The organism is Natronosporangium hydrolyticum, assembly GCF_016925615.1.
In the GTDB taxonomy this organism is placed as follows: Bacteria; Actinomycetota; Actinomycetes; order Mycobacteriales; family Micromonosporaceae; genus Natronosporangium; species Natronosporangium hydrolyticum.
Genome location: NZ_CP070499.1, coordinates 3,435,858 through 3,458,872, shown reverse-complemented (window position 1 = coordinate 3,458,872; position 23,015 = coordinate 3,435,858). Strand labels below are relative to the sequence as shown.

The 23,015-nt window shown below is 71.0% G+C and carries 12 protein-coding genes; 5 read left to right on the top strand and 7 right to left on the bottom strand.

Annotated features, from left to right (window positions below):
- Positions 1 to 59 precede the first annotated feature (59 nt).
- Together JQS43_RS15365 and trhA are read left to right on the top strand one after the other, a co-directional pair.
- A complete protein-coding gene (locus JQS43_RS15365) occupies positions 60 to 593 on the top strand; it encodes a winged helix-turn-helix transcriptional regulator (protein ID WP_239675076.1) in 534 nt (177 codons plus the stop codon).
- 59 nt (positions 594 to 652) lie between these two features.
- On the top strand, positions 653 to 1,333 hold the full coding sequence (gene trhA / locus JQS43_RS15360; protein WP_239675075.1) for a PAQR family membrane homeostasis protein TrhA: 681 nt from the start codon (positions 653 to 655) through the stop codon (positions 1,331 to 1,333).
- Positions 1,334 to 1,338: 5 nt separating this feature from the next.
- Here the strand turns inward: trhA and JQS43_RS15355 are convergent, their stop codons facing one another.
- Complete coding sequence (locus JQS43_RS15355) at positions 1,339 to 2,397, bottom strand: SAM-dependent methyltransferase (RefSeq protein WP_239675074.1); 1,059 nt, start codon at positions 2,395 to 2,397, stop codon at positions 1,339 to 1,341.
- 76 nt (positions 2,398 to 2,473) lie between these two features.
- Complete coding sequence (locus JQS43_RS15350; RefSeq protein WP_239675073.1) at positions 2,474 to 3,235, bottom strand: TIGR03089 family protein; 762 nt, start codon at positions 3,233 to 3,235, stop codon at positions 2,474 to 2,476.
- Between JQS43_RS15350 and JQS43_RS15345 the strand changes: the two genes are divergently transcribed.
- The gene (locus tag JQS43_RS15345) at positions 3,207 to 4,130 is read left to right on the top strand and encodes a DUF1206 domain-containing protein (protein ID WP_275580903.1); all 924 of its coding nucleotides are present in this window, start codon (positions 3,207 to 3,209) and stop codon (positions 4,128 to 4,130) included. The genes JQS43_RS15350 and JQS43_RS15345 overlap by 29 nt on opposite strands.
- A gap of 55 nt (positions 4,131 to 4,185) precedes the next feature.
- Here the strand turns inward: JQS43_RS15345 and JQS43_RS15340 are convergent, their stop codons facing one another.
- The 4 genes from JQS43_RS15340 to JQS43_RS15325 form a co-directional block, all read right to left on the bottom strand.
- Positions 4,186 to 9,021, bottom strand: a complete 4,836-nt coding sequence (locus JQS43_RS15340) for a diguanylate cyclase (protein ID WP_239675071.1) — start codon at positions 9,019 to 9,021, stop codon at positions 4,186 to 4,188.
- Positions 9,022 to 9,310: 289 nt separating this feature from the next.
- Positions 9,311 to 13,846, bottom strand: a complete 4,536-nt coding sequence (locus JQS43_RS15335; protein ID WP_239675070.1) for a S8 family serine peptidase — start codon at positions 13,844 to 13,846, stop codon at positions 9,311 to 9,313.
- Positions 13,847 to 14,165: 319 nt separating this feature from the next.
- A complete protein-coding gene (locus JQS43_RS15330) occupies positions 14,166 to 17,120 on the bottom strand; it encodes a helix-turn-helix transcriptional regulator (RefSeq protein WP_239675069.1) in 2,955 nt (984 codons plus the stop codon).
- Positions 17,121 to 17,213: 93 nt separating this feature from the next.
- The gene (locus tag JQS43_RS15325) at positions 17,214 to 18,023 is read right to left on the bottom strand and encodes a universal stress protein (RefSeq protein WP_239675068.1); all 810 of its coding nucleotides are present in this window, start codon (positions 18,021 to 18,023) and stop codon (positions 17,214 to 17,216) included.
- Between the two features lie 75 nt (positions 18,024 to 18,098).
- On the opposite strand from JQS43_RS15325, the gene JQS43_RS15320 reads away from it, so the two are divergent.
- Positions 18,099 to 19,751, top strand: a complete 1,653-nt coding sequence (locus JQS43_RS15320; protein ID WP_239675067.1) for a potassium/proton antiporter — start codon at positions 18,099 to 18,101, stop codon at positions 19,749 to 19,751.
- Here JQS43_RS15320 and JQS43_RS15315 read toward each other — a convergent pair.
- A complete protein-coding gene (locus tag JQS43_RS15315) occupies positions 19,717 to 20,550 on the bottom strand; it encodes an alpha/beta fold hydrolase (RefSeq protein WP_239675066.1) in 834 nt (277 codons plus the stop codon). The two genes, JQS43_RS15320 and JQS43_RS15315, sit on opposite strands and share 35 nt — an antisense overlap.
- 277 nt (positions 20,551 to 20,827) lie before the next feature.
- Here JQS43_RS15315 and helR point away from each other — a divergent pair, with 277 nt between their 5' ends.
- A complete protein-coding gene (gene helR, locus JQS43_RS15310; RefSeq protein WP_239679453.1) occupies positions 20,828 to 22,969 on the top strand; it encodes an RNA polymerase recycling motor ATPase HelR in 2,142 nt (713 codons plus the stop codon).
- Positions 22,970 to 23,015 lie beyond the last annotated feature (46 nt).

Genomic DNA, 23,015 nt, shown 5'->3' with positions numbered 1-23,015 from the left:
CTCCCTCGATTTCTGGTTGCAACTTGCAATCGGTCTCTACGCTAATCTAACCTGGTTGCATGCCGCAAGTAGCCCCGGCCCAGTCCGGGCGAACCGACCCGCACCGGTCGGGGTGCCCGATCAACCTGTCGTTGGAGGTCATCGGTGACACCTGGAGTCTGCTGATTCTTCGGGACATGATCTTCGGTGGCCGCCGCCACTTCCGGGAGTTGCTCGCCGGGTCGGTCGAGGGGATCGCCTCGAATATTCTCGCCGCCCGGCTCCGAAAGCTCGTCGAGCTCGGCATGCTGACCCGGCGGCAGGACCCCAGCCACAAGCAAAAGGCGATCTACAGCCTCACCGAGGCGTCGATCGAGCTGCTGCCGGTGATGGCGGCGCTCGGCAGCTGGGGGAGTCGGTGGTTGCCGGTCAGCGAAGAGCTGTCGGTGCGGGCGCGGGTGCTCGCCGAGGGCGGACCGGAGCTGCTAGACCGGTTTATGGCTGAGCTCCGGCACGAGCAGCTGGGCGGCCCACCGCCGGTCCCGGCGGCTGACGGCCGGAGCGTCCGAGAGCATCTCCAGCAGGTGTACGAGGCCACGCGGGAAGCTCGATGATCCGTCACGTGTCGCGGCTCATGTAGTGCGGGTGGCGGGTCCGCCGCTAGCCTGAATTAATGACGGTCACGACGCCTGGTAGTAGGCTGCGCCCGGTCGATCTCGGTAAGCCGAGAATGCGCGGCTGGCTGCACGCATACGCGGCGTTGGTGGCTGCGGTCGGCGGGTTGGTGCTGTGCGCGGTCGCTGCTTCCCGGCCCGGCGGCGTCGCGCCGCTGGTCAGCTGCGCCATCTACAGCATCACCGTGGTGGCCCTTTTCGGCGTCAGCGCGCTCTACCACCGGCGGGTCTGGGGCAAGCGGGGGTTCCAGCTCATGCGCCGGCTCGACCACTCGATGATCTTCCTGTTGATCGCCGGGACGTACACCCCGTTCAGTGTGTTGCTGCTCTCGCCCGGTGCCGCCACCGCCGTGCTGGCGGTGGTCTGGGGTGGCGCCCTTTTCGGTGTGGTGACGAAGCTCGCCTGGCCGCACGCGCCCCGGTGGCTGTCGGTGCCGCTCTACATCGGGCTGGGTTGGGTCGCGGTCGCGGTGCTGCCGCAGATCGCCGCCGCCGGCGGAACCACGGCGCTGGTGCTGCTGCTGGCCGGCGGCGTCTTCTACACCGGCGGCGCGCTGTGTTACGCGCTGCGTCGCCCGAACCCGTGGCCGACCGTCTTCGGCCACCACGAGTTCTTTCACGCCTGCACGCTGGTCGCCGCGCTGTGCCACCACATCGCGGTCTACTTCGTGATCTTCTGATCCGGTCAGCGGGGGAGTCGCGCCAGCACCGTGACCTCGCCCCGGTTGTGGTGCAGCTGCCGGGCGAACTCGACGGTGTAGCGTTCCCGCAGCACCGACAGACAGTCGGGGACGGCCCGGTGCGGCGCCCGGGCACCGGTCTTCAGGGTGACGATAACCGCCGCCCCGGGCCGGAGCCGGGGGGCGAGGTCCCGCATGACTTGGCAGCTGCGGACCGGATCCATCCGCATGTCGTTCGCGGCGAGATCGAAGCGCAGGTCGGTCCGGCGGAAGAACTCCCCGGCGGTGGTCCGCACGTGGGTGACGCCTGGGTCGGCGGCGACCCGCGGGTCGAGGTCGCCCGGGTCGACCGCGTGCACGGTTAGCCCACGGCGCCGCAGAATCCGGGTCCAGCCACCCGGACTGGCCCCCAGATCCACCGCCCGGCCGGTGGTGGGCACCGCCGCCGGAACCAGCTGGCACAGCTCCTCCAGCTTGAACTCGGCCCGGGAGACCTGGTCGGGGCCGCGGGCCAGTCGGACCCGGCCGCCGGGCCAGTCCGCCAGGCTGTCGGCGAGCCGATTCACCCCGATCGAGACACCCTCGTCGCTGACGCAGCAGGAGAGCACGTGGGCCGCGCCGGAGCGGCGGACGCGGTAGCCGGCGGTGGTGAGCGCCTGGCTCACCCGCGAGCCCAGGTCACGGACGCCGTAGCCGACCCGCGGCTCGCCGCTGAACCACACCTGCACCGACACCTCATCACCGGCCGGCTGCTCGGCGCCTGCGGCTGCTTTGGTGGCCGCTGCTTCGGCGACCGCCGCCGCGGCGACCGCGTCGAGGTCGTGGCTGGCGGGCCCGGTCAGGCGGGCCCGCTCGACGCTGAGGTGCCGGACGCAGACCAACGGCCGGTCCCGGCAGGCGGCGGCGACCTGCTCGACGGTCGGGTCGGCGGCGGCGATCACCCCGAGGTCGGCGCCGAGCCGGGTGACCGGCAGCGCCGGGCCGAAGGCCGCGCGCAGCTCCGCGACTGCCGGGCGGAACGACTCGGCGGCCGCGGAGAACATCACCCGCCCGGTCCCCGGCATGCAGGCAGGCTACCCAACCGCGGCGTCTCGGCCGCGACGGCCCAGGACGCCGCGGACCGCGCGCGCCGGTGCCGGGTCACAGCACCCGGGTGACCTGCTCGCGGCGCTGCCGCTCGGCCAGTCGGGACCGGTCGAGGTTGGCGCAGACCACCACCGAGGCCCCGGCGAGCAGCGGCGCCAGCAACCAGACCACCGGTTGCTCATGCTCCGCCGCGTCCACCAACAGCCGGTCGCCCTCGGCGATACCGTGCCGGGCGGCGACCCCGTCGGCCACCGTGGCCCATTCGTGGAAGCTGGTGCCGTCGACGGTCGCCGGGTCGGTGCCGCGGATCAACCCGTACGCCGGCGGGGTCGGCGGATGCCGGAGCACCTCCGCCAGGTAGTCGCGGTAGCCCCCGGGCACCTGGGCCAGTTCGGCGGCGCCCGGTGCGAGACCTAGCACGAAACGGTGGTGGGCGTCGGGGACGTCCTCGAGCCAGTCGTCGAGCCGCGCAGCCGAGACGAAGGTGGCGTCGAGCGGCTCATCAGCGCCGGGTTCGAGCACCGGCAGCCCGGCGGTCGCGGCCGGCCGGAACGACACCGTCACCCCGGCCGACCAGGCGCCCAGCAGCACCGCGGCGGTTTGCCAGTGCGGCGGTAGCAGCACCGCGGCCCGGTCACCGGGGCCGAGACCGCAGCCGTCGCGAAGCAGCCCACTGGTGCGCGCCGCCCACGCCCCCAGCGCCCCGGCGGTCAGCTCGGTGCGCTCCCCGGTCGCGTCGTCGTAGTAGGTGAAGAGCGGCCGGTCATCAAGGCCGGTCAGCAGGGGCATGGCGGCAGGGGCGAGCGCAAGATCCATCGAACAACCTTCGGTCGGCGCGACAGTTCATCCACTTTACCGAGCCCACCGCGTACGATCGCGGAACCAGGGGGAGGGGATCATCATCGGAGCCGTCGACTCAGCCCAGCAACAAGCCCGCCGCGCCGCGCGGAGCAGCGTGCTCGACCGGTTAGCCCGCGTCGGGCTGGTTTTCCGGGGTGTACTTTATGCGTTGATCGGCATTCTGGCGGTGCAGATTTCGTTCGGCCAGCCGGCCGAGGACGCCGACGACAGCGGCGCGATCAGCACGATCGCCGCCCAGCCGTTCGGCACAGTGGTGCTGTCGCTGATGCTGGTCGGTTTCGTCGCGCTGGCGCTACTGCAACTGCTCGAGGTGCTCCTCGGGATGGGCAGCCCTGGTGCCCGGGTGGTCGCCGCCGCCCGTACCGTCCTTTATGGGATCCTGGTGGCGACCATCGCCACCTTGCTGTTCGCCGGCGACGACGGGGACTCCGGCAACGAACAGGCCCGCGACCTCACCGCCTGGGCGATGGGCCTGCCGGGCGGCCGGTTCCTGGTGGCGGTGGCCGGGTTGGTGGTGCTCGGCGTCGGGCTGCACTCGGCGTACCTGGGGCTGACCCGGAGGTTCCTGGCGGACCTGCGCACCCACCAGCTGTCGGGCCCGGCCCGGACCACCGTTGCGGCGCTCGGGGCGATCGGGTACCCAGCACGCGGGGTCATCATGATTTTCGCGGGTCTCTTTCTCGGGCAGGCGGCGGTCGAGTACGACCCGGATGAGGCCAAGGGAGTCGACGCGACGCTGCGTTCGTTCGCCGAGACCGGGGCCGGTCCGTGGCTGCTGACCGTGGTCGCGGTCGGCTTGCTGGTCTTCGCGGCCTACTGCTGCTTCGACGCGCGGTATCGGCGGCTCTGACCCTTACCGCTCGGCAGCGGTCGCCTGGTGCGCCCCGGCGGTCGGCTCGGTCGGGTCAGCCAACGGCCTCGCTGACCTGGTCCCGCCCGCCCCGTTTGGCCTGGTAGAGCGCGGCGTCGGCGAGCTCCATCAACATGGCGACCGGTGTCTCCGGTGGCGCCAGCAGCGCGGTGACGCCGATGCTGACGGTCACGAACTCGTTCGGGGCCAACGGATTCGGTTCGCGCATCGCGGCGACTGCGCCGCGGAGCCGCTCCGCCGCCGCCCGGGCGTCCGCTCCGGGTGTGTCCGGCAACACCACCGCGAACTCCTCGCCACCGAACCGGGCTACCAGGTCGCTGTCGCGGACCTGCTCGCGGAGCACCTGGGCGACTCGCCGCAGGCACCGGTCGCCGGCGCCGTGGCCGAAGTGGTCGTTGTAGAGTTTAAAGTGGTCGATGTCGACCATCGCCAGGCCGATCGGCACGTGGGACGTCTGGGCCCGTCCCCACTCGGCGTTGAGGACCTGCTCCAGACTTCGCCGGTTCGCCAGCCCGGTCAGTGGGTCGGTGGCGCTCAGGCGGGCCAGCCGGCGGTTAGCCAGGGCGAGCTCCTCGGTCCGTTCGGCGACCTTCCGCTCCAACGACGCGTAGACATCGGCGTTGTCTAGGGAGACCGCGAGCTGGCCGGCGATCAGCATCACCGCGTCCAGCCGGTCACTTGAGAACGCGCCCTGGATCAGCCGGTTCTCCAGCACGACCAGCGCCTGCAGCCGGCCCCGGACCATAATCGGCACCACCAGCAGTGCGCACCGGTCCAACCTGGCCAGGTACGGGTCGGCGGCGAACCGGTCGTCGCGGCTGGCATCGGAGACCACCAGTGGCTGCCGGGTGCGTTCGGCGTAGCGCACCGCTGTGACCGGGACGAGTCGGCGGCCGGCGGCACTGTCGAGCGGCACTTGACCATCCTCGGCCGGGACCGCCACCTGCCAGCCGGCGCCGCCGGCGCCGCCGACGAGCAGCTGCACGCCGGTCGCACCGGTCATCTCGCTGAGGACCTCGACCACCCGGGCCCGCAGCCCCACGATCTCGGTCTGGGAACTGAGCGCCTGCGACGCCGCCAGCACACCGAGCAGGTCGATGGTGCCGGGCAACAGGTCTGCGTCCGGCTGACCGGCGTGGCCGGTCGCCGCTGGCGCCGGTGCGGCGAGTTCGGGGTAGGCCTCGTCGAGCTGTGCGACCTTGGCGGTCGCCCCCCAACTGAGGTACGCCTGGCGCGCTTCTGTCTGTAGTTCGCGCGCCCCGCGCTGCGCTCCCTGCGCGCTGTAGAAGGCCGCTGCCCGCTCCGCGATCAGCGCGCGGTGCCATGGGCGGGTGCCGCCCGCGACCGTTTGCCGGGCCCGGTCGAAGTCACGAACGGCACCGGCGGAGTCACCAAGGGCCCAGGCCCGTTCGGCTCGGGCTAGCCAATGCAGGTGGTGGAAGTTCATCGGGGCGTCGTCGGCCCGGGCCGCGAACCAGTCCAGCTCGCTATCGAGCGCCGCCAACCAGCCGGGGTGTTCGTCCGCCGAGACCGTGGGGAGTTCGGCGGCGAGCGCCAGCACCCGCAGCAGGTGTCCGATCGTGGTCGGATAGATCGCCGGCACCGACGGCAGCAGCTCACCCAGCGCGGTACTGTGCCGGCGGAGGGCGACCGGGTCGCCGAAGAAGACCGCCGCCAGTCCGCGGCTGACGTGAAAATTGTGGGCGACGTTCAGGTTGCCCGGGGGAGGGTCGGCGGGGTCCGGGTCGGGCCCGGTCGCGGCGTCCCCCCGCAGCTTCGCTACCAACCACCGGAACATGGCGATGTTCTGTGCCGCCAGCAAGTTACCGGTCCGCTCGGCGAACGCCAGGCCGGCGTCTACTTCGGTGACGTAGCTGTCGAGCGATGGGTCGCTGTCGAAAAGGTCGTATGTGGAGACGAAGTAGGTGTGGCACGCCTTCTGCAGGTTGCCGCCTCGCAGCAGTCCTTCGCGGGCGTATTGGACCGGCGCCGCGTGCGCTTCCAGCGGTTCGAACCAGTGGCCCACCGCCACTTCGTACAGGAACAGCGCTTCCGAGGCGTCCGGTTCGTAGCCCCGGTCCCGAGCTACCGCGAGCACCCGTCGTAGCGCCTTATACCCGGCCTGGTAGTCCTGTCGCAGGCCGATGGTGACGAACGGGACATGCCCGAGCGGCGCGACCAGGGTGGCGCAGGGGCCGCCGTCGAACCACATTCGCACCGAGGCCAGCGTCAGCCACACCAACGCGGACAGATCAGAGAAGTACGCCGGCGCCATCAGTCGTGCGATCAGTGTGCCGGTGGCGACCAGCACCGGATCGGTGTTCTCCGGCCGTTGTCGATCGGTGCTCTCGTCCTGCTCCAACCAGCGGTACAACGGACCGAGGTCTGGTTCGTCGGGCGCGCCGCCGGCCTGGGGCCGCACCGGTGGGTCGTACCCGAACGAGCGGAGCCGATCGAGGCCGAGCGCTACCGCTTGGTCGCAGAGATTGCGGTTGCTCAGGCTGCAGACCTGGACCGACGTGGCGTTGAGCCACTGGGTGGGGGCCGGGTCGAGCGCTTCGATGCGGTCGAAGACGGCATCCGCCTCGTCCAGCCGGCCGAGGCTGTACAGGGCGGCGTGCCGGGCGACGTGAAGGTCGACCAGCACCGGGTGGTCGCTCTGGTCGGTCAGCCGGACGGCGGCGGCGAGCAGCACCTCGACCGCTGCGTGGTTACTCAGCAGCCGGGCTTCGTCGGCGGCGCGCCGAAGCAGCGACGCTGCATGCCGCGCCTCGGCGGGATCGTCGATCGCGTCGACCACCGGGAGGTACTGTTCGGCCGCCGCGGTCGCCAGCGCCGGTTGCCGGGCCAGCCGCCGGGCCAGCGACAACCGCAGCTGCCGTCGGCGTTCGGCGGTGACCCCAGCCAGCACCGCTTCCTGCACCCGGTCGTGGCGGAACTGCAGATACTCTTCGCCGCCGTGTTCCCGCTGCAGCAGGCCACCGGCGAACGCCGGCCCCAGCGCCGGCTCCAGCTCGGATGCTGCCACGCCCGCCGCGACCTGGAGCAGCGCCGGTCGTACCCGCCCGCCGAGGCAGGCCATGCTCTGCAGCAGCCGCTGCGTCGCTACCGGCAACGCCTCGGTCCGCTGGGTGGTCAGCAGCCCGATGTCGGTCCAGCCGAGCCGTCGGGCGATCGCCTCGGCGTCCCAACGCCAACCGGCCGCCTCCGGTTCCAGCAGGCGTTCCTGGCGCAGCCCGTGGAGCAGCTCCACCGTCTCGTAGGGGCTGCCGCCGGTGGCCGGGCCGATGAGCGCGGCCAGGTCGGTGGCCGATTCCGCAGGCAGGCGCAGCATCTCGCGCAGCAGGCTACTCAGCCCGGCGGGGGAGAGGTTGCGGAGCGGTACCTCCAGCACCGGGCTCTCGACCCGGCGCCAGCGTGGCAACAACTCGGCGAGCCGGCCATGCTTGGTGTCCTCGTCGTCCCGGTAGGCGCCGACCAGTAGCAGGCCGGCCATGGGCTGGTCATCGGTGAGGATGAGGTCGATGGCGTTGAGCGGGGTCGACGCGGCCCACTGTAGGTCGTCGACGAAGAAGACGACCGGTCGCTCCGGCGAGGCGATCTCCCGCAGCATCGACAGCGCGCTGCGCGCCAACCTGGCCGGCAGCGTGAGCGGATCCCCCACGATCGGCTGTGGCGCGATCCGCAGCAACGGGGCCAGCTCGGGGACCACCGCCGCGATCAGCCCGGCCTGCTCGCCGAGCGCTCGGCGCAACCGCCCCCGTAGGTCGGATAGTTGTTCCTCTGGCTCCGCCAGCAGCAATTCGGCGAGGGTGCGGAAGCACTGCCGGATCGCGTCGACGTCTGGGTCTTGGCGGTATCGGTCGAACTTGCCGGCGACGAACCGGCCGCCAGCGGCGGTGACCAGCGGACGTAGCTCGGTCACGAGGGACGTCTTGCCGACCCCGGAAGCGCCACTGACCAGCAGCCCTCGCAGCTCACCGGCGCGGGCCCGGGCCAGCGCCTGGCGCAGGGTAGCTAGCTCTTCCTCGCGGCCTACCGGTCGCAGCGGCGACACCAGCCCGGTGGGGTAGTCGTGGGTGCCGAGCGGGAGTGGGCCGCCGCCGGCCGGCTGGCCCACCTGGGACAGGTCGTATGCGACCCCTTCCGCGCTTTGGTAACGGTGGTCTGGCTCCTTGGCCAGTAGCCGCATGATGATCGCGGAGAGCGTGGCCGGCAGTGCGGGATCGCGCTGATCCGGCGGAGCGGGGGTCCGGGCGAGATGGTCGTGGCTTAGCCGTAGCGGATCTCCGGTGCCGAACGGGGGTCGACCCGTAGCCAGCTCGTATAGCAGGGCGCCGAGCGCGTAGAGATCTGCTCGCTGGTCCACCTCGCGGCCGGTGCGACCGGTCTCCTCCGGCGCGAGGTAAGGGAGGGTAGCTGCGAGGTCGTCGGAGTCTCGGTGGGCGGGGTGCTCCTGCGCCAACGGGGCCGCCAGCGAGAAGTCGACCAGCTGGGGCTGGTGCCCGGATTCGGCGACGACCACCGTGCTTCGGCTGAGCCCATGATGGATGACGCCCTGCTGGTGTACCGCCGCGATGACCCGGGCCAGCCCCGTCGATAGCGGGAGCAGCCGTTCGAGCGGTAGCGGCAGAGCGGCGCTAGCCAGCGATCCGCCGGGGGCCCCAGCGAGCACGATCGACCGGGGATAGGCCGCACCGTCCACCAGCTGCGGCACTCCGGGAACCCCGGCGAGCCGGCGAAGCAGATCCTGCTCGTGGCGGATCCGGCTGGCCCAGTCCGGGCCGAGCAGCTCCCGGCGCAGCAGCCCATCGGCTCGACCGGCCCCGGGCAGCCGCGTCAATCGGACCCGCGGGCTTTCAAAGAGCACAGGGAATTGCTCGCCATTACCAGCAGGCACCGCGAGGATGCCTACCGGATCGTGGACCGCCCCCCTGGTTGTCACTACATATCATTCCTACACCTTCACGCTGTGTATTTCCAGCGGGTGTCCGGCGGTTATCCGGATGCGGTCTCGGTCGGCGCCACCCGGCAAGCGCTGGACCGGGTCGAAGCACGACTCTTCGACGCCGCCCGGGCGCCTGCGTGACCGGTGGCCCCCACCGAGCTGGTGGGGACCACCGGTCACGCGGCCGGTTATGCGGAGTGGGGTGATGCCACTACTCGAAGCGGGGCCCCATGGTGTGACACACCTGCGACAGCGTCCAATCCTCGACCGTCACCTCACCGGCGGCGACCTCGGTCTGCCGGAATTGGGGCTGGTAGCCGTCCTTGGCGACGATCACATCGAGCGGACTGTGCCGGTGGTCTAGCCAGTAGGCGTAACCACCGTCCGCGTCGGTGTAGCGGGTCACCTCGCTCACCCAGGTGCTCAGGTGCACCGTGGCTGACGCCAGCGGCGCCTCGTCACCGGCGCAGCTGCGGGCGGTGACGGTCCCGGTCAGCTTGCCCCAGGTGTCCGGCGGGGTCACCGCCATCGTCACTGAGACCGGCTCCATCCGGTACGGCGAGTCCTGGGCCAGCAGCACCGTTGCGTGGTAGAAACCTGGCTGCGGCATCCCCGCGGTCAGCCCCAGTGTCACCTCCAGGGTCTCGCCGGGAGCCACCGTCGCCGTGCCCGGCTCGACCGAGAGCCACTCCGCCTCGGTGTCGGAGTCGCACTGGTCGAAGCCCGGCAGCAGCTCCACCTGGCTGCTCGGGTTCATCCCCGAGGGAGAGCCGCCGACCCGGTAGAGCCCGCAGGCGCTGCCGGCCCGGAAAATCGCCTGGTTGGCGTTGGGCAGCCGGCTCCAGGAGTCGGTGGCCGGATCGTAGGCGAAGCCCTCGTTGGTGATCCGGCCGTCGCTCGCCCCGCCGGAGACGAGCAGCTGACCGTCCGCGGTGTGGTAGGCCGATCCCCAGAGATCGACGGGCAGCTCCGCCACCGGGCTCCACTCGTCCTGCCACGGGTCGTACACGTACGCCGCGGTGGTCGGCTCCGGGTCCGCGGTGCCACCCGCGCAGTAGAGCAGTCCCTCGATCGCGCCGCAGGACGGGTAGGCGATCGCCATCGGGTAGCTGGCGAGCGTCTCCCAGGTGTCGGTGTTCGGGCTGTACCGCTGCACCTCGTCGGTGTACGGGGCACAGCTGTCGGTGGTGCAGCCGCCGACGACGTAGAGCTCGTCGTCGAGCACCGCCGAGCCACCGTTGGCGAAGGCCACCGGTGATGGGGCGACCGTGCTCCACTCATCGCTGGCCGGGTCGTAGCGCAACGTCGCGACGATCTCGGCGCCGTCGGAACCCCAGCCGCCGGCCAGGTAGACCATCCCGTCGATGACCCCTTCGGCGGCCGAGTGCCGAGGCGCCGGCATGTCGCCGAGCTGTTCCCACTCCTGCGCCACCGGGTCGTAACGGTATACATCATCGAGGGCACCACCGGTGGTGAGACCGGCGTAGCCACCGAAGGTGTAGACCTGCCCGGCCACCGTGACCGCGGCGTTGTCCATCATGTTCCGCGGCGTCGACGGCAGGTCCAACCACGGGCCCGCGGCCGGAGCTGCCTGCGTGGAGGCAGGCCCGGCGCCGCCGAGCACCGCGTCGGGCGCGATCCCGGCCAGCTCCGCCGTCGACCGGTAGGTGGGGATGTGCTGGGTCGGTGCCCCGGCCTCGGCCAGGATCTCCGAGCTGGGCACGGTGCTGCCGTCGGCCCGGAGTATCTCCGAGCCGCCGGTGCGCTGGCGGAACTCCAACTCCACCGGGGCGCCACCGGTGTTGGTGACGGTGAAGCCGGCGTTGCCGGATCCGCCGAGCGGCACCTCTGCGCTGACCTCCGCCGGCTCCACCAGCAGCTCCCCGGCGGGCAGCGCCAGGTCCTGCCGGACGACCCAGCCACTGTCCACCTCGACCTCGTGGGTCCGCTCGGCGTACGCCGGCGCGTGGGCGGTCACCTCCTGGCCACCGGGCGGGGAGACGAACAGCGCGTAGAACCCGTCGATCAGCGCCGGGTCGCCGGCGGTGTGGACCGACCGGGTGCCCTGCTGGGGATCCGCCGAGTTGTGGACACTGGCGTTCACCACGCCGTCGCCGGTGTTCTCATCGGTCACGAGCCCGGCGACCAGGCCACCGTCGACCGGGCCGCAGTTGAAGTCGCCCCGGCTGGACCAGTCGAGGGCATTCTCGAACACCTGCACCGAGTCGCTGTGCCAGAGATCGGGCGTGTTACCGAAGCTGGTCCCGTGCATCGACAGCAGCACGTGCCGGTTCTGGTCCCGCTCCTGCACGCCGATGCCGCCGCCCGTGATGCCGGTGTCGCTGTTGATCGCGTTGGCGATCACCATCCGGCCCTCGCCGCCGTAGTTCTGGAAGTAGCCGGTGTACTTTGTGTACTCGGTGGTGTTGTGGAACAGTTCCTGGCCGAGTTCGAAGCCGTCGAGCAGCGGGTGCTCCTGCACCACCTGGTAGCCGGTGTAGTCGATGTCGTAGAAGAGCGGAGCGCCGTGCTCGCTCGGGTTGTCGAGGTACATGTGCAGCAGCCGGATTCCGTTGCCCCCGGTGCGTCCGTCCCAAGTGTCCAGAAACACCACACCGGTGCCGGCGGCGTCGGTCTCGGCGAGGAAGTCCAGGAACATCTCCTCAGTCGGGTGGGAGGCCCGGTTGAGGACGATCACGTCGAAGGCGGACATGTCGTCATCCCAGTCGACCTGCTGGCCACCGATGCCGCGCCGCTGCAGGTGGTCGACGATCTCGTAGTCGCCGAGTACACCGACGTCGGCGGAGAACTGGTAGCCGGGCGCCGACGCGCAGACCTCCACCCGCGGTGACAGGTCCACTGTCTGGTTGCCGCTGCCGACCTCGACGGTCCGCTCCAGAGTCTCGTATCCCGCGTACTCCGGCGTGACCTCCAGGGTGTAGCTGGCATCCGCCGGCACCTGCAGCCGGTACCGTCCGGTGAACGGGTCCGAGTAGGTGGTCAGCTCATCCCGGCCCGCCACGCTCACCTGCGCGTAGAGTGGCCAGCCCTGGTCGGAGCCGTCCCGGACCAGCCCGCTGACGGCGACCAGCGGCGCAGTCGTCAGCGAAAAGTCCGCAGTGGTGGTCTCATTGGCGGCGATGGTCACGTCGGCCGTGCCGTCCAGGTGGCCGAAGTGTGTGGTGGTGATGGTGTAGTCGCCTTCGGAGAGCCGGAGCATGTAGCCGCCGTCTGGGTCGGTGACGGTCTCCCGCACCGGCTCGGAGTCGGTGGCCACGACCGCACCGGCGACCGGGTCGCCGGTCTCGGCGTCGGTCACCGTGCCGGTGAGGGTGCCGGCGAGGCCGACCGGCGCGGATCGCAGCAGCGCCAGCGCATCCAGCCGCCCCTCGCCGTAGACGTTGTTGCGCTCCGGGGTGCCGCCACACTGGAGGTCCTCGGTGTCGACGGCGGTCTGGTCGAGCAGCGCCCGGGTGGTGGCGGTGTCGCCGACCAGGGCCGGCGCCGCCGACCACAGCAGCGCCACCGCGCCGGAGACGTGCGGGGCCGCCATCGAGGTGCCGCCGATGGTGTCGTAGTCGTCCTCGGGGACGGAGGAGAAGATCCCGACCCCGGGGGCGGAGATGTTCGGCTTGACCGTGCCGTCCTGCCCGGGTCCACGGCTGGAACCGTCGGCGATCCGGTCGTTGACGTCGTAGGCGCCGACCGAGTACGTGAGGCTCCGGCTCCCGGGTGCGCCGCTGCTCTCGCAGCCGCGGACGCCGTGGTTGCCGTTGGAGAAGATGCTCAGGATGCCGGAGGCGTCCCAGGCCTCGATCACGTCCTCCATGAACGGATCCTCGGTGGTCGGATTCGTTGTGCCCCAGGAGTTGTTGATGAGGTGGGGGCGCATGCCGGCGTCCGGGTTCTCACCGTTGAGGTCGGTCGGCTCCAGCAGCCACTCGCCCGACGCGATCAGCGTCGCGTCGTTCGGGCAGCAGCCGTTGGTGGTGATCCAGGTGGCGCCGGGCGCGATCCCGAACCGGTGCTCGTCAGTGCTGCCGACCATGGTGCCCATGACGTGGGTGCCATGGTCGCGCCGGTCACACGGCCCGTCGGCGCAGTGCCCGTCGCTGTCGAACCAGTTGTAGTTGTGGTCGAAGGTGCCGTCGCCGAGGTTGCCACGGTACTTGTCGACCAGCGCCGGGTGGTCGTACTGCACCCCGGTGTCGATGTTGGCGACCACGATGCCTTCGCCCCGGGTGTTGAACTCGTCCCAGGCCTGGTCGGCGTTGATGTTCGTGACGCCCCACTCGACCGCCGGCGCGGCGCCGGCGTCGGTGCCCAGCTCGGGCTGGACCGCCTCGTACTCGACCGGCGCGTACAACCCCGCCACTTCGGTTCGCTCGGCGAACCGCTCCGCCAAGGCGGGGCTGCCGTCGTGCACATAGATGGCGTTGGTGGCCCAGAAGGAGCGGTACTCCAGACCGCTTTCATCCAGCACCCGGCGAACACCTGGCTGGCTCACCGCGGCCGTGTCGCGCAGCGCATCGGCCACCGCTTCACCCCGCGCCGCCCAGTCGTCGATCTGCTGAGCTTCGGACAGGTCGGCTTGGTCGGCGAAGCGGATCCAGAAGTCCGACACCCCGTCGGTGTCGAACGAGCGCTCCAGCTCGGGCTGGATCTTCTCGGCGGGCGGTGGGGCCTGGCCCTGATCGCCGCCCAAGGCCGGCTCGGCGTGCGCCGCCCCCGGTCCGGTTAAGATCATGCCGGCCGCTAACGCGGCCGACATCAATACTGCCGTTCGTTTCATCGAGTTCCTTTCAGAGGCTCGGCCAGACCGACGCGCGACCGCCGCGACTGTGCCGGGCTACGCGGCCAGGTGACTGGGCGGCTAGGCAGGTTGGTAGGGATCCCGGGGGGAGGGACGTGGGCGGGGTTCCTCGTCTTCGGTGGGCGGCTCGTCGCCGGGAGCGCCCGGTTCGCTACACATCGGATGGCCAGCAGACAACCTTCATGGCAGCTCATGCTCCTGCCACCGGTGCGGTCGTCGCTATCCAGCGGATGCGTTATTCAACGTGCGGCGACTACGCGGTGGACTCTGCGTCGCCCTCCTCGGCGAACACCCCCGCCGCCACCGCGCTGACCGCCAACGCGGTCCGGGACGACACTCCGAGCTTCCGCATGGCCGAACGAAGCTGCTGGTCAACCGTGGCCGGTGACTTGACCAGGATCCGGCCGATCTCCCGGTTGGTCTTGCCCGCGACCACCAGCCGAACCACCTCCAGCTCCCGGGGTGAGAGCCGGTCTCCGTACCCTTTGCGGCCGCCCCGCCACAGCCGTGGCACTACCGCGCCGTGCTCCCGCAGCCGCTGGGCCACCCGGTCGGAGTCCCCACGCGCGCCCAGCGTGGACAGCCGCTCGTAGACCTGAGAGAGCAGTTCGCGGCCCGACTCCGGGTGGCCGCCGGCGAACAGCGCCTCGGCCTGCCGCTCCCGGGTAAGCAGCGCCTCGTACGGGCGGGGAAGGGCCTCCCATGCCCGGGCCGCCCGGGCGAATCCGGCCACGGCCCGGGCGTGCTCGCCGGTGGCGGCGGCGAGCGCAGCCCGGCACACCGCCAGCGCCGCGCGGGGGCCGGGAGCATCCCGCTTGTGCAGTCCGCGGGCGAACTGCCGCACCAGCCGGGTCGCCGCATCGACGTCTCCGGCGGCTAGCAGGGCGGTCACCCGGGTTGGTGCGATATCCACCGCCCAGAGCCAGGTCCGCTTCGTGGCGACCGCCCGGATCGGCTCGTCGGTGATCCGCAACGCCCGGTCGACCTGCCCTTCGGCGAGCCGCAACCGGGCGAGCGCCGCGGCGGGCTCGACCGTGTCGTGGACTGCGCCGTGGCGGTTCGCCTCCGCTAGGACCTCCTGGAAGCGCTGCTCGGCGGTGCGCCACTGGCCCGCCGCGGCCGCGAGCCGGCCAGCGAGTCGGGCCGCCGCCAACGAGGTGCTCGGCCGGTCCCGGTCGGCCTGTGCCAGCTCGGATGCCCGCCGCGCCAGCCCGTCCCAGTGGCCGGTGAACCAGTCCAGATTGGCCAGCTCCAGCAGGATGTTGTAACGCAGTCGGACCAGGTCTTCGGCGTCGGCCAGGGCGAGCGCGGCGGTCAGGCGTTCCCGCGCCTCCCGGTACCGGCCCCAGATCAACGCGCCGGTGGCGATATTCGTGTTGATCCGGCACACGTCGTGCCGCTCGACCGAAGTCGCCGCGTCGGTGGGCAGGTCGGCGATCACCTGCCACGCCTCCTGTTCGCCGAGCATCAGCAGCGCCGCCGCCCGGTTGCCCGCCAGCGACCGGCGTTCGGCGGTCGTGCGCAGCCGGGGCAGCAGCTCGGCGGCGCGGTGCAACCAGCGCAGGTGGGTGCTGGCTGGCCACGGCCCCGCGTACGCCCATCCGAGCAGGGTCATCGCGCGGGCCGCCTCCATCGGGTCGCGGTCGAGGTAGGTCACCGCCTGCGCCAGCTCAGACAGCGCCGCCTCGGCTTCCCCCTGGTTGATCAGCAGCCGGCCGAGCGGGTTGCGAATCTCCGCCTGCTGCTGCGGGGTGAGGTCGGGGGAGTCGAGTGTGGCGCGCAGCGTTCGCACCAGCTCGTGGTGCAGCTCGTCGACCGGCTCCCGGCGGGCCAGCGTCGCCGAGGCCGCCGTGGCGGCGATTCGGGACCGGTCGGCCGGCGGCAGGGGGGCGCGGCGCAGCAGCTCGATGAGTAGCTCGACCGCGCCGGAGTGGTCGCCGGAGTCGATGGACCGGCCGGCGGCGAGTTCGGCGAAGTGGGCCCACCGGGCGGTCTCCCCGGCCGCCCGAAAGTGCCGGGCCAGCTGCGCGACCGGCGGTGGCTGGTGTCGTTCCAACGCCCGACCGGCCCGTAGGTGCAGGGCGGAGCGCTCCGCGCTCGGGATCGACTCGTACACCGCGCTGGCGGCGAGCCGGTGCCGGAACCGCCACCGGCCAGGGTCGGTCTCCGCGAGTAGCCCGCTGGCGGCTGCGGCCACGATCCCGGCCTGGCAGGATCGGGTGGCCAGGCCGGCGGTGGCGGCGAGGACCGACTCCGCGGCGGGTTCGGACACCACCGCGGCCGCGCGTAGAACCTGCTGCGCCACCGAGGACAACCGGCCGACCCGCTCTCGGGTGGAGTCCCGCACCGTGGGCGGAACCTGTAGTTCGTGCACGCTCAACCGCACCCACTGGCCGTCGCGGAGGACGAGATCCGCCCGGTCGTGCAGCAGCCGGACCGACTCTTCCAGGACGAGCGGCACACCCGCGGTCCGTTCATGCAGGTAGCGGGCGAACTCGTCGGAGATCGGTTCACTATCCAACATCGACGACACCAGTGCGGCGGTCGCGGGTTGGTCCAGCGGAGCCAGCGCCATCCGCAGCTGCGTGCTGCCGGCGGGTAGCCGGGACGACAGCCGCAGCAGCAGCGACTGGTCGGTCAGCTCCTCCGGCCGGTAGCTGACCAGCAGGCTGGGCGCGCCGGCTGGCTGCCGAGCGGCCAGGAAGAGCAGAAACTCCAACGTCACGTCGTCGGCCCAGTGCGCATCCTCAAGGACGACGAGCTCCACGCCCAGGGCGTCGACCAGCTCAGCCAGTGCTCGGAAGAGTCGATGCTGGGCGGCCCCGGCGTCGGGCAGCGGCTCCGGCGGTGGCGGCAGGGTCTGCGACCACTCTGGGAATAGCGGTCGGAGGGCGCCGGCCAGTGCGCTGAGTTCCAGCCCCTTGATCTGGACAGTGGCCTGGCGCAGGGCGTCGACTACCGGACCGAGGGTCAGTGAGTGCCGCAGCGGCGGGCTCACCGCCATCAACGTCGTCGACCGGGTCGCGGTCGCCGTGAGCACCTCGTCGAGCAGCCTGCTCTTGCCGATCCCCGGCTCGCCCTCGACCAGCACCACCGCAGGCGGTCGGGCCAGCGCATCGGAGAGCGCTGCGACCTCCCGACCTCGGCCGACGAAGCTCGGCGCGGCGAGCGTCGGCGGATCGTCCGCTGTTGCCAGTCTCTCGGCCACCGCACCTTCCCGCCCGCCGGGGACAGGGTCTGAGTCAGACACTGAGCTTAGGCCACGGGGGTTGCTCACGTCATCGTGGCGGCGAGGCGGCGGTCAGCTGGTCCTCGTTATCAGCAGCGGCACCGGACTGCGTTCGATCAGGTCCATGGTGACGCTGCCCAGCAGCATCCGGGCGACGCCGGTGCGGCCATGGGTGCCCACCACCGCGATGGTCTCCCGATCTTCGCTGAGCAGGCGGGCGACCTCGCCGGCCGGATCCTCGCCGGCGAGCAGCGTGGTGCCGACATCAACCCCGGCGGCGCGCAGGGTCCGCGCCGCCGCCGCCAGGTGCTCGTGTTCGCTCGGTGGCGCGGCCGGCTCATCGACCGAGTCGGTCACATGCACGAGATCGACGTGCAAACCGGCGTGGGCGGCGAAGCGCATCGCGGTCGGCACCGCCGCCGCCGCACGAGGTGAGCCGTCCAGGCACACCAGCAGCCGGTGGTAGTCCGACCGCGACGACTCGGGCCGGAACCCGGGCCCGACGATCAGCACCGGGCCGACACCGTTCTGGATGATGTGGGTGGAGACGCTGCCCAACATCAGCCGGTCGACCCGGTCGCGGTGCCGGGCGGCCAGGCACACCAGCGTGCCCGGATGCTCCCGGGTCAGGTCCACGATGACGTCACCGGGCCAGCCGCCGCTGACCACCTCCACCTCGACGTCGGCGTAGTCGGTAGCCTCCGCGAGACCATCGAGGTCGCGGGCCCACCGCTCATACACTGGGTCCTGCACGGTGACCAACTCCAGCGGCAGCCGTAACTGACGGGCGATCCGTGCGGCCGGTTGCAGCGCCCGCTGCGCGGTCGCGGTCCCGTCCAACGGCACTAGCACACGCGTCGGAACATCATCCACCGTAGTCACGTACCTTAGTGTCGTGCCTTGCCTGCTAGATCGACAGCCCGCCGCTAACCTCGCGAGATCCGCTGAGGTTGCCCAGTGAGTGTGCAGCTGCCTGCCGACTGGTGGATCCTACTCATCGCCTCGCTGTTGGTCGCCGGGGTCCTCGCCGCGGCCTTCGCGACCCGGGTGCGGCTGCCCGGGCTGTTGCTCTTCCTCGCCCTGGGGATGCTCGTCGCGGACGACGGGCTCGGCCTGGTCAGCCTGGCCGACCCCCGCATTGCACAGATTGGCGGCACCGTCGCGCTGCTGCTCATCCTCTACGAGGGCGGGCTGACCACGAAACCCGGCGACCTCAAACAGGCCGCCCTGCCCGGCAGCCTGCTGGCGACCGTCGGGGTGCTGATCACCGCTGCCGTGGTGGGTGGCGGCACCTACCTCCTGCTCGATGTCGAGCCGCTGACCGCGTTCCTGATCGGCGCCGTGGTCGCCTCCACCGACGCCGCCGCGGTCTTCGCGATGCTGCGCCGAGCGCCGTTACCCCGCAAGATGGCCTCGCTGCTGGAGGTCGAGTCCGGCGCCAACGACCCGATCGCGATCATGTTGACCATCGGGTTGCTGGAGACCTGGCGCGCGAATCCTGGCGCCGGCGACTGGGTAACCTTCGCCCTCGTCCAGCTGCTCGGCGGCGCGATCATCGGCGCCGCGCTCGGGGTGGCCGCGAGTTGGCTGCTCATGCGGGTCAACCTCGGCCCCGCGGGGGTCTACCCGGTCGCCGCGTTGGGCATCGCTGGCCTCGCCTACGGCACCGCCGCCGCGGTCGGCGCCTCCGGGTTCCTCGCCGTCTACGTCACCGGCCTGTTCGTCGGCGCCCGCGTCCCACTGCACCGCCGAGGCATCCGCACCTTCCATCAAGGTCTCTCCAGCACCGCCGAGGTCGGCCTGTTCCTGATGCTCGGCATGCTGGTCTTCCCCACCCAGCTGCCTTCCGTGATCGGGCCGGGCCTGGTGGTCTCTGCCATCCTGGTGCTGCTCGCCCGCCCCATCGCGGTGCTGCTCTGCCTGATCTGGCTGCGCTACCGGTGGCAGGAGTTGGCGTTCACGTCGTGGGTAGGCCTCCGCGGCGCGGTACCCATCGTGCTAGCGACCTTTCCGCTCGCGGCCGGCTACCCCGAGGGGCAGTTCATCTTCAACATGGTCTTCTTCGTCGTGCTGGTGTCCGCCGCGGTGCAGGGGAGCACGATCAGCGCGGTCGCCGGCTGGCTCGGGCTACGCGACAAGCGGCCACACGGCGTCGCAGTAGCCGAAGAGATCCCGATCAGCGACATCAACACGGAGCTGATCGAGGTCCACGTCACCGAGGATCTCCCGATCGTTGGCCGGCAGCTCGTCGAAATCCCCCCGCCCCACGGTTTGATCACCACGATCGTCCGGCGCCGACGTACCCTGATCCCCACGCCACGGACCCGGGTACGCAGTGGTGACCTGATCATCGTCGCCACCGCCCGCCGGCCCCACGCCAGCCGCACCATCACCGCCTGGGCCCGTGGCGAGACGGCGACCACCAAGGACCAGCTCGGCAGAGACCGGCAGCCAGATGGTTCCGCTGCGGACGGTGGGGTCTCCGGCACGGCCGAACGCCCACCGCCCACCGGGCGGCCCGACGGGCCGCGACCGGGCAGGCGGCGGCGGTGGCGGTCGTGGTGGACCCGCCGGTTCAGCGGGCGAGAAACTCGCCGATCGCGCGGTTGACCTCTTCGGCATGGGTCCACGGCAGACTGTGTGGGGCGCCTTCGAGTTCGATCAGCTCGACATCCGGCATCATGCCGGGCAGTCGTCGCCCCGTCGAGTCGATCGGCAGCACCCGGTCGACCGTGCCCTGGATCGCCAACACCGGCACATCGATGGCGCGTACGTCGTCTCGGAAGTCGGTAAGCCACGCGTCGACACATTGGTAGGTGCCGGTGGCCGAGGCGGTGATGCCGACGTTGAAGTGGGCGAGCCAGGCCTGGTCGCTCAGCCGCTTGCCGAGGGTTTCATCGACGTTGAAGAAGGTGTCGAAGAAGAGCTTGATGTAGAACGGGCGGTCCCGAGCGATGGTCTCCTGAAACTCGGTGAAGACGCTCCGGTCCACCCCCTCCGGGTTGTCGTCGGTCTTGAGTAGATACGGCGGCAGCGGGCTGAGCAGGACGGCCCGGCGCACTCGGTCAGAGCCGTAACGCCCGAGATAGCGGGTGATCTCGCCGGTGCCCATCGAGTGGCCGATCAACGTCGCGTTGGCGAGGTCCAGCTGCTCCATCAGCGCGGCGAAGTCGGCGGTGAAGGTGTCGTAGTCGTAGCCGATGGCGGGCTGGCTGGACTGTCCGAAGCCGCGCCGATCGTAGGTGATCACCCGGTAGCCGGCGTCGAGCAGCATCCGGGTCTGCTTCTCCCAGGAAGCGCCGTTGAGTGGGAATCCGTGGATGAGCACCACCGGGTCGCCTGACCCGTGGTCTTCGTAGAAGAGCTTGATGTCAGCCGTGTTCTCACGGCCCACGGTCACGTACGGCATAGTGGTCCCCCCCACACATTGGCGTACGGAGTCCTGTCGACCCTCCGAGGCTAGACCCAGACCAGGGTCGCCCGAGGTCGTTTCCCCACAATTGCTGACCCGTGGCTGAGGGAGGCTCATGGCTGATTTCTCCTCCCTCTCTACTTTATAGCGCGGATGGGGCCTTGCGGCAAGGCCGGGGTAATGCTGCAGAATTGCGAGGCCACGGCCAGGACCTGCAGAAATATTGGCGAGCAGGGGCCGGTGACCTCAGATCGGAGCCATTTTCGTGAACCACCTGACTACCAGCGTGTTCGATCTTCCCGACCGGCTTTCCGCCAAGGCCGACCCGGCGCTCACCTCCCGCGACGAGCAGCACTTCGCGGCCATCGCCGAACGCCTCGACCAGCTGTCCGCCGACCTGTCCGGCCAGCTGGACGCCGCACGTCGGGCGCCCGGCGGGATCGGCCAGCAGGCGATGGAACGGGACTCGGAGATCCGCCGGCTGACTGCCCGGCTGCGGGTGCTGCAGCGCTTCGGCCTGGACCTGTGCCTGGGACACATCGTCGACGCAGACGGCGCCGAACCGGTGTACGTCGGCCGGCTCGGCCTTACCGACAACGAGGGTCGCCGGCTGTTGCTCGACTGGCGCGCGCCGGCGGCGGAACCATTCTTCGCAGCGACCCACGCCCACCCGATGGGCCTGGTGAGCCGCCGCAGATACCGCTGGACCCGCGGCCGGATCAGCGACTACTGGGACGAGGTTTTCACCCCGGACGGGTTCGCCGGGCACGCCGCCGCGCTCGACGACCAGTCTGCCTTCATCGCCAGCCTGGGCAGCAGCCGCTCGGCCCAGATGCGGGACGTACTCAGCACCATCCAGGCCGACCAGGACGCGATCATCCGGGCGGGATCGCAGGGCGCGCTGGTCGTCGACGGCGGTCCAGGCACCGGAAAGACCGTGGTCGCGCTGCACCGCACCGCCTACCTGCTCTACTCCGACCCGCGCCTCGGGCACCGTCGAGGCGGGGTGCTCTTCGTCGGCCCACACCAGCCCTACCTGGCCTACGTCGCGGATGTCCTGCCCAGCCTCGGCGAGGAGGGAGTGCAGAGCTGCACCCTGCGGGATCTTGTCCCCGAGGGGGTGTCGGCGACCGACGAGACCGACCCGAAGGTGGCCAGGCTGAAGTCGTCGGCGGAGCTGGTGAAGGCGATCGAGCCGGCCGTCCGCTTCTACGAGGAGCCGCCCACCGACGGGATGACGGTCGCCGTCGGCGAGTCGGAGATTTGGCTGAGCGCCGACGACTGGGCCGACGCCTTCCGGGCAGCGGGCCCCGGCACCCCGCACAACGAGGCGCGTGAGCAGATCTGGGAGGAGCTGCTCACGATCCTGATCGACAAGTACGACGGCGACGAACCGGACCGTCTGCTGCGCCGGTCGCTGGCGCGGAACCGGGAGCTGCAGACGACGTTCAACCGGGCATGGCCGCTGCTGGTCGCGGCCGACCTGGTCGGCGACCTGTGGTCGGTCCCGGCGTACCTGCGCAAGTGTGCTCCCTGGCTCAGTCCGGACGAGGTGCGCAAGCTCCAGCGCGCTGACCCCCAGGCCTGGACGGTCTCCGACCTGCCGCTGCTGGACGCGGCGAGGCAGCGACTGGGCGACCCGGAGGCGGTGCGAGAGCAGCGACGGCATCGCGCCACCGTCGCCGCCGAACGCGAGCGTATGGCCGGGGTCGTCGATGATCTGATCGAAGCCGGAGACGACGAGTACGGCGGCGGGCTGGTGTCCATGTTGCGCGGTGAAGACTTCCAGGCTGCGCTAGTCGACGAGGCACCGCTGCTCGCCGCCGACCCGGACCGGCTCGCCGGCCCGTTCGCGCACATTGTGGTGGACGAAGCGCAGGAGCTGACCGACGCGCAGTGGCAGATGTTGCTGCTGCGCTGCCCGTCCCGGAGCTTCACCATCGTCGGGGACCGGGCCCAGGCCAGGCACGGCTTCCCGGAGGGTTGGCAGGAGCGGATCGAGCGGATCGGCCTGGAGCGGATCAACCTGGCCTCGCTGACCATCAACTACCGGACCCCGCAGGAGGTCATGACGGAGGCCGAGCCGGTCATCCGGGCCGTCCTCCCCGACGCCAACGTGCCGACCTCCATCCGCAGCGGCGGGCTCCCGGTCGGCCACGGGTCCGTCGCGGAGCTGGAGTCGATCCTCGACGCCTGGCTCGCCGACCACGCCGACGGGATCGCCTGCGTGATCGGCGACCCCACCTTCCAGGCGAGGCCACGGGTCCGGTCGCTCGCTCCGGAGCTGTCGAAAGGGTTGGAGTTCGATCTGGTCGTCCTCATCGACCCGGCCGGGTTCGGCGACGGCACCGCGGGCGCGGTCGACCGTTACGTCGCGATGACCAGGGCGACCCAGCAGCTGGTCATCCTCACCTGATCGGCACCGGCACCCGGGTGGCTCGCGTGGTGCCGGGCGAGGGTGG

Coding starts and splice junctions, on each gene's coding strand:
- JQS43_RS15335 (WP_239675070.1), bottom strand. CDS start 13,846: ATGATCTTAACCGGACCGGGGGCGGCGCACGCCGAGCCGGCCTTGGGC.
- JQS43_RS15350 (WP_239675073.1), bottom strand. CDS start 3,235: ATGGATCTTGCGCTCGCCCCTGCCGCCATGCCCCTGCTGACCGGCCTT.
- JQS43_RS15365 (WP_239675076.1), top strand. CDS start 60: ATGCCGCAAGTAGCCCCGGCCCAGTCCGGGCGAACCGACCCGCACCGG.
- JQS43_RS15345 (WP_275580903.1), top strand. CDS start 3,207: ATGGCGGCAGGGGCGAGCGCAAGATCCATCGAACAACCTTCGGTCGGC.
- trhA (WP_239675075.1), top strand. CDS start 653: ATGACGGTCACGACGCCTGGTAGTAGGCTGCGCCCGGTCGATCTCGGT.
- JQS43_RS15315 (WP_239675066.1), bottom strand. CDS start 20,550: ATGCCGTACGTGACCGTGGGCCGTGAGAACACGGCTGACATCAAGCTC.
- JQS43_RS15355 (WP_239675074.1), bottom strand. CDS start 2,397: ATGCCGGGGACCGGGCGGGTGATGTTCTCCGCGGCCGCCGAGTCGTTC.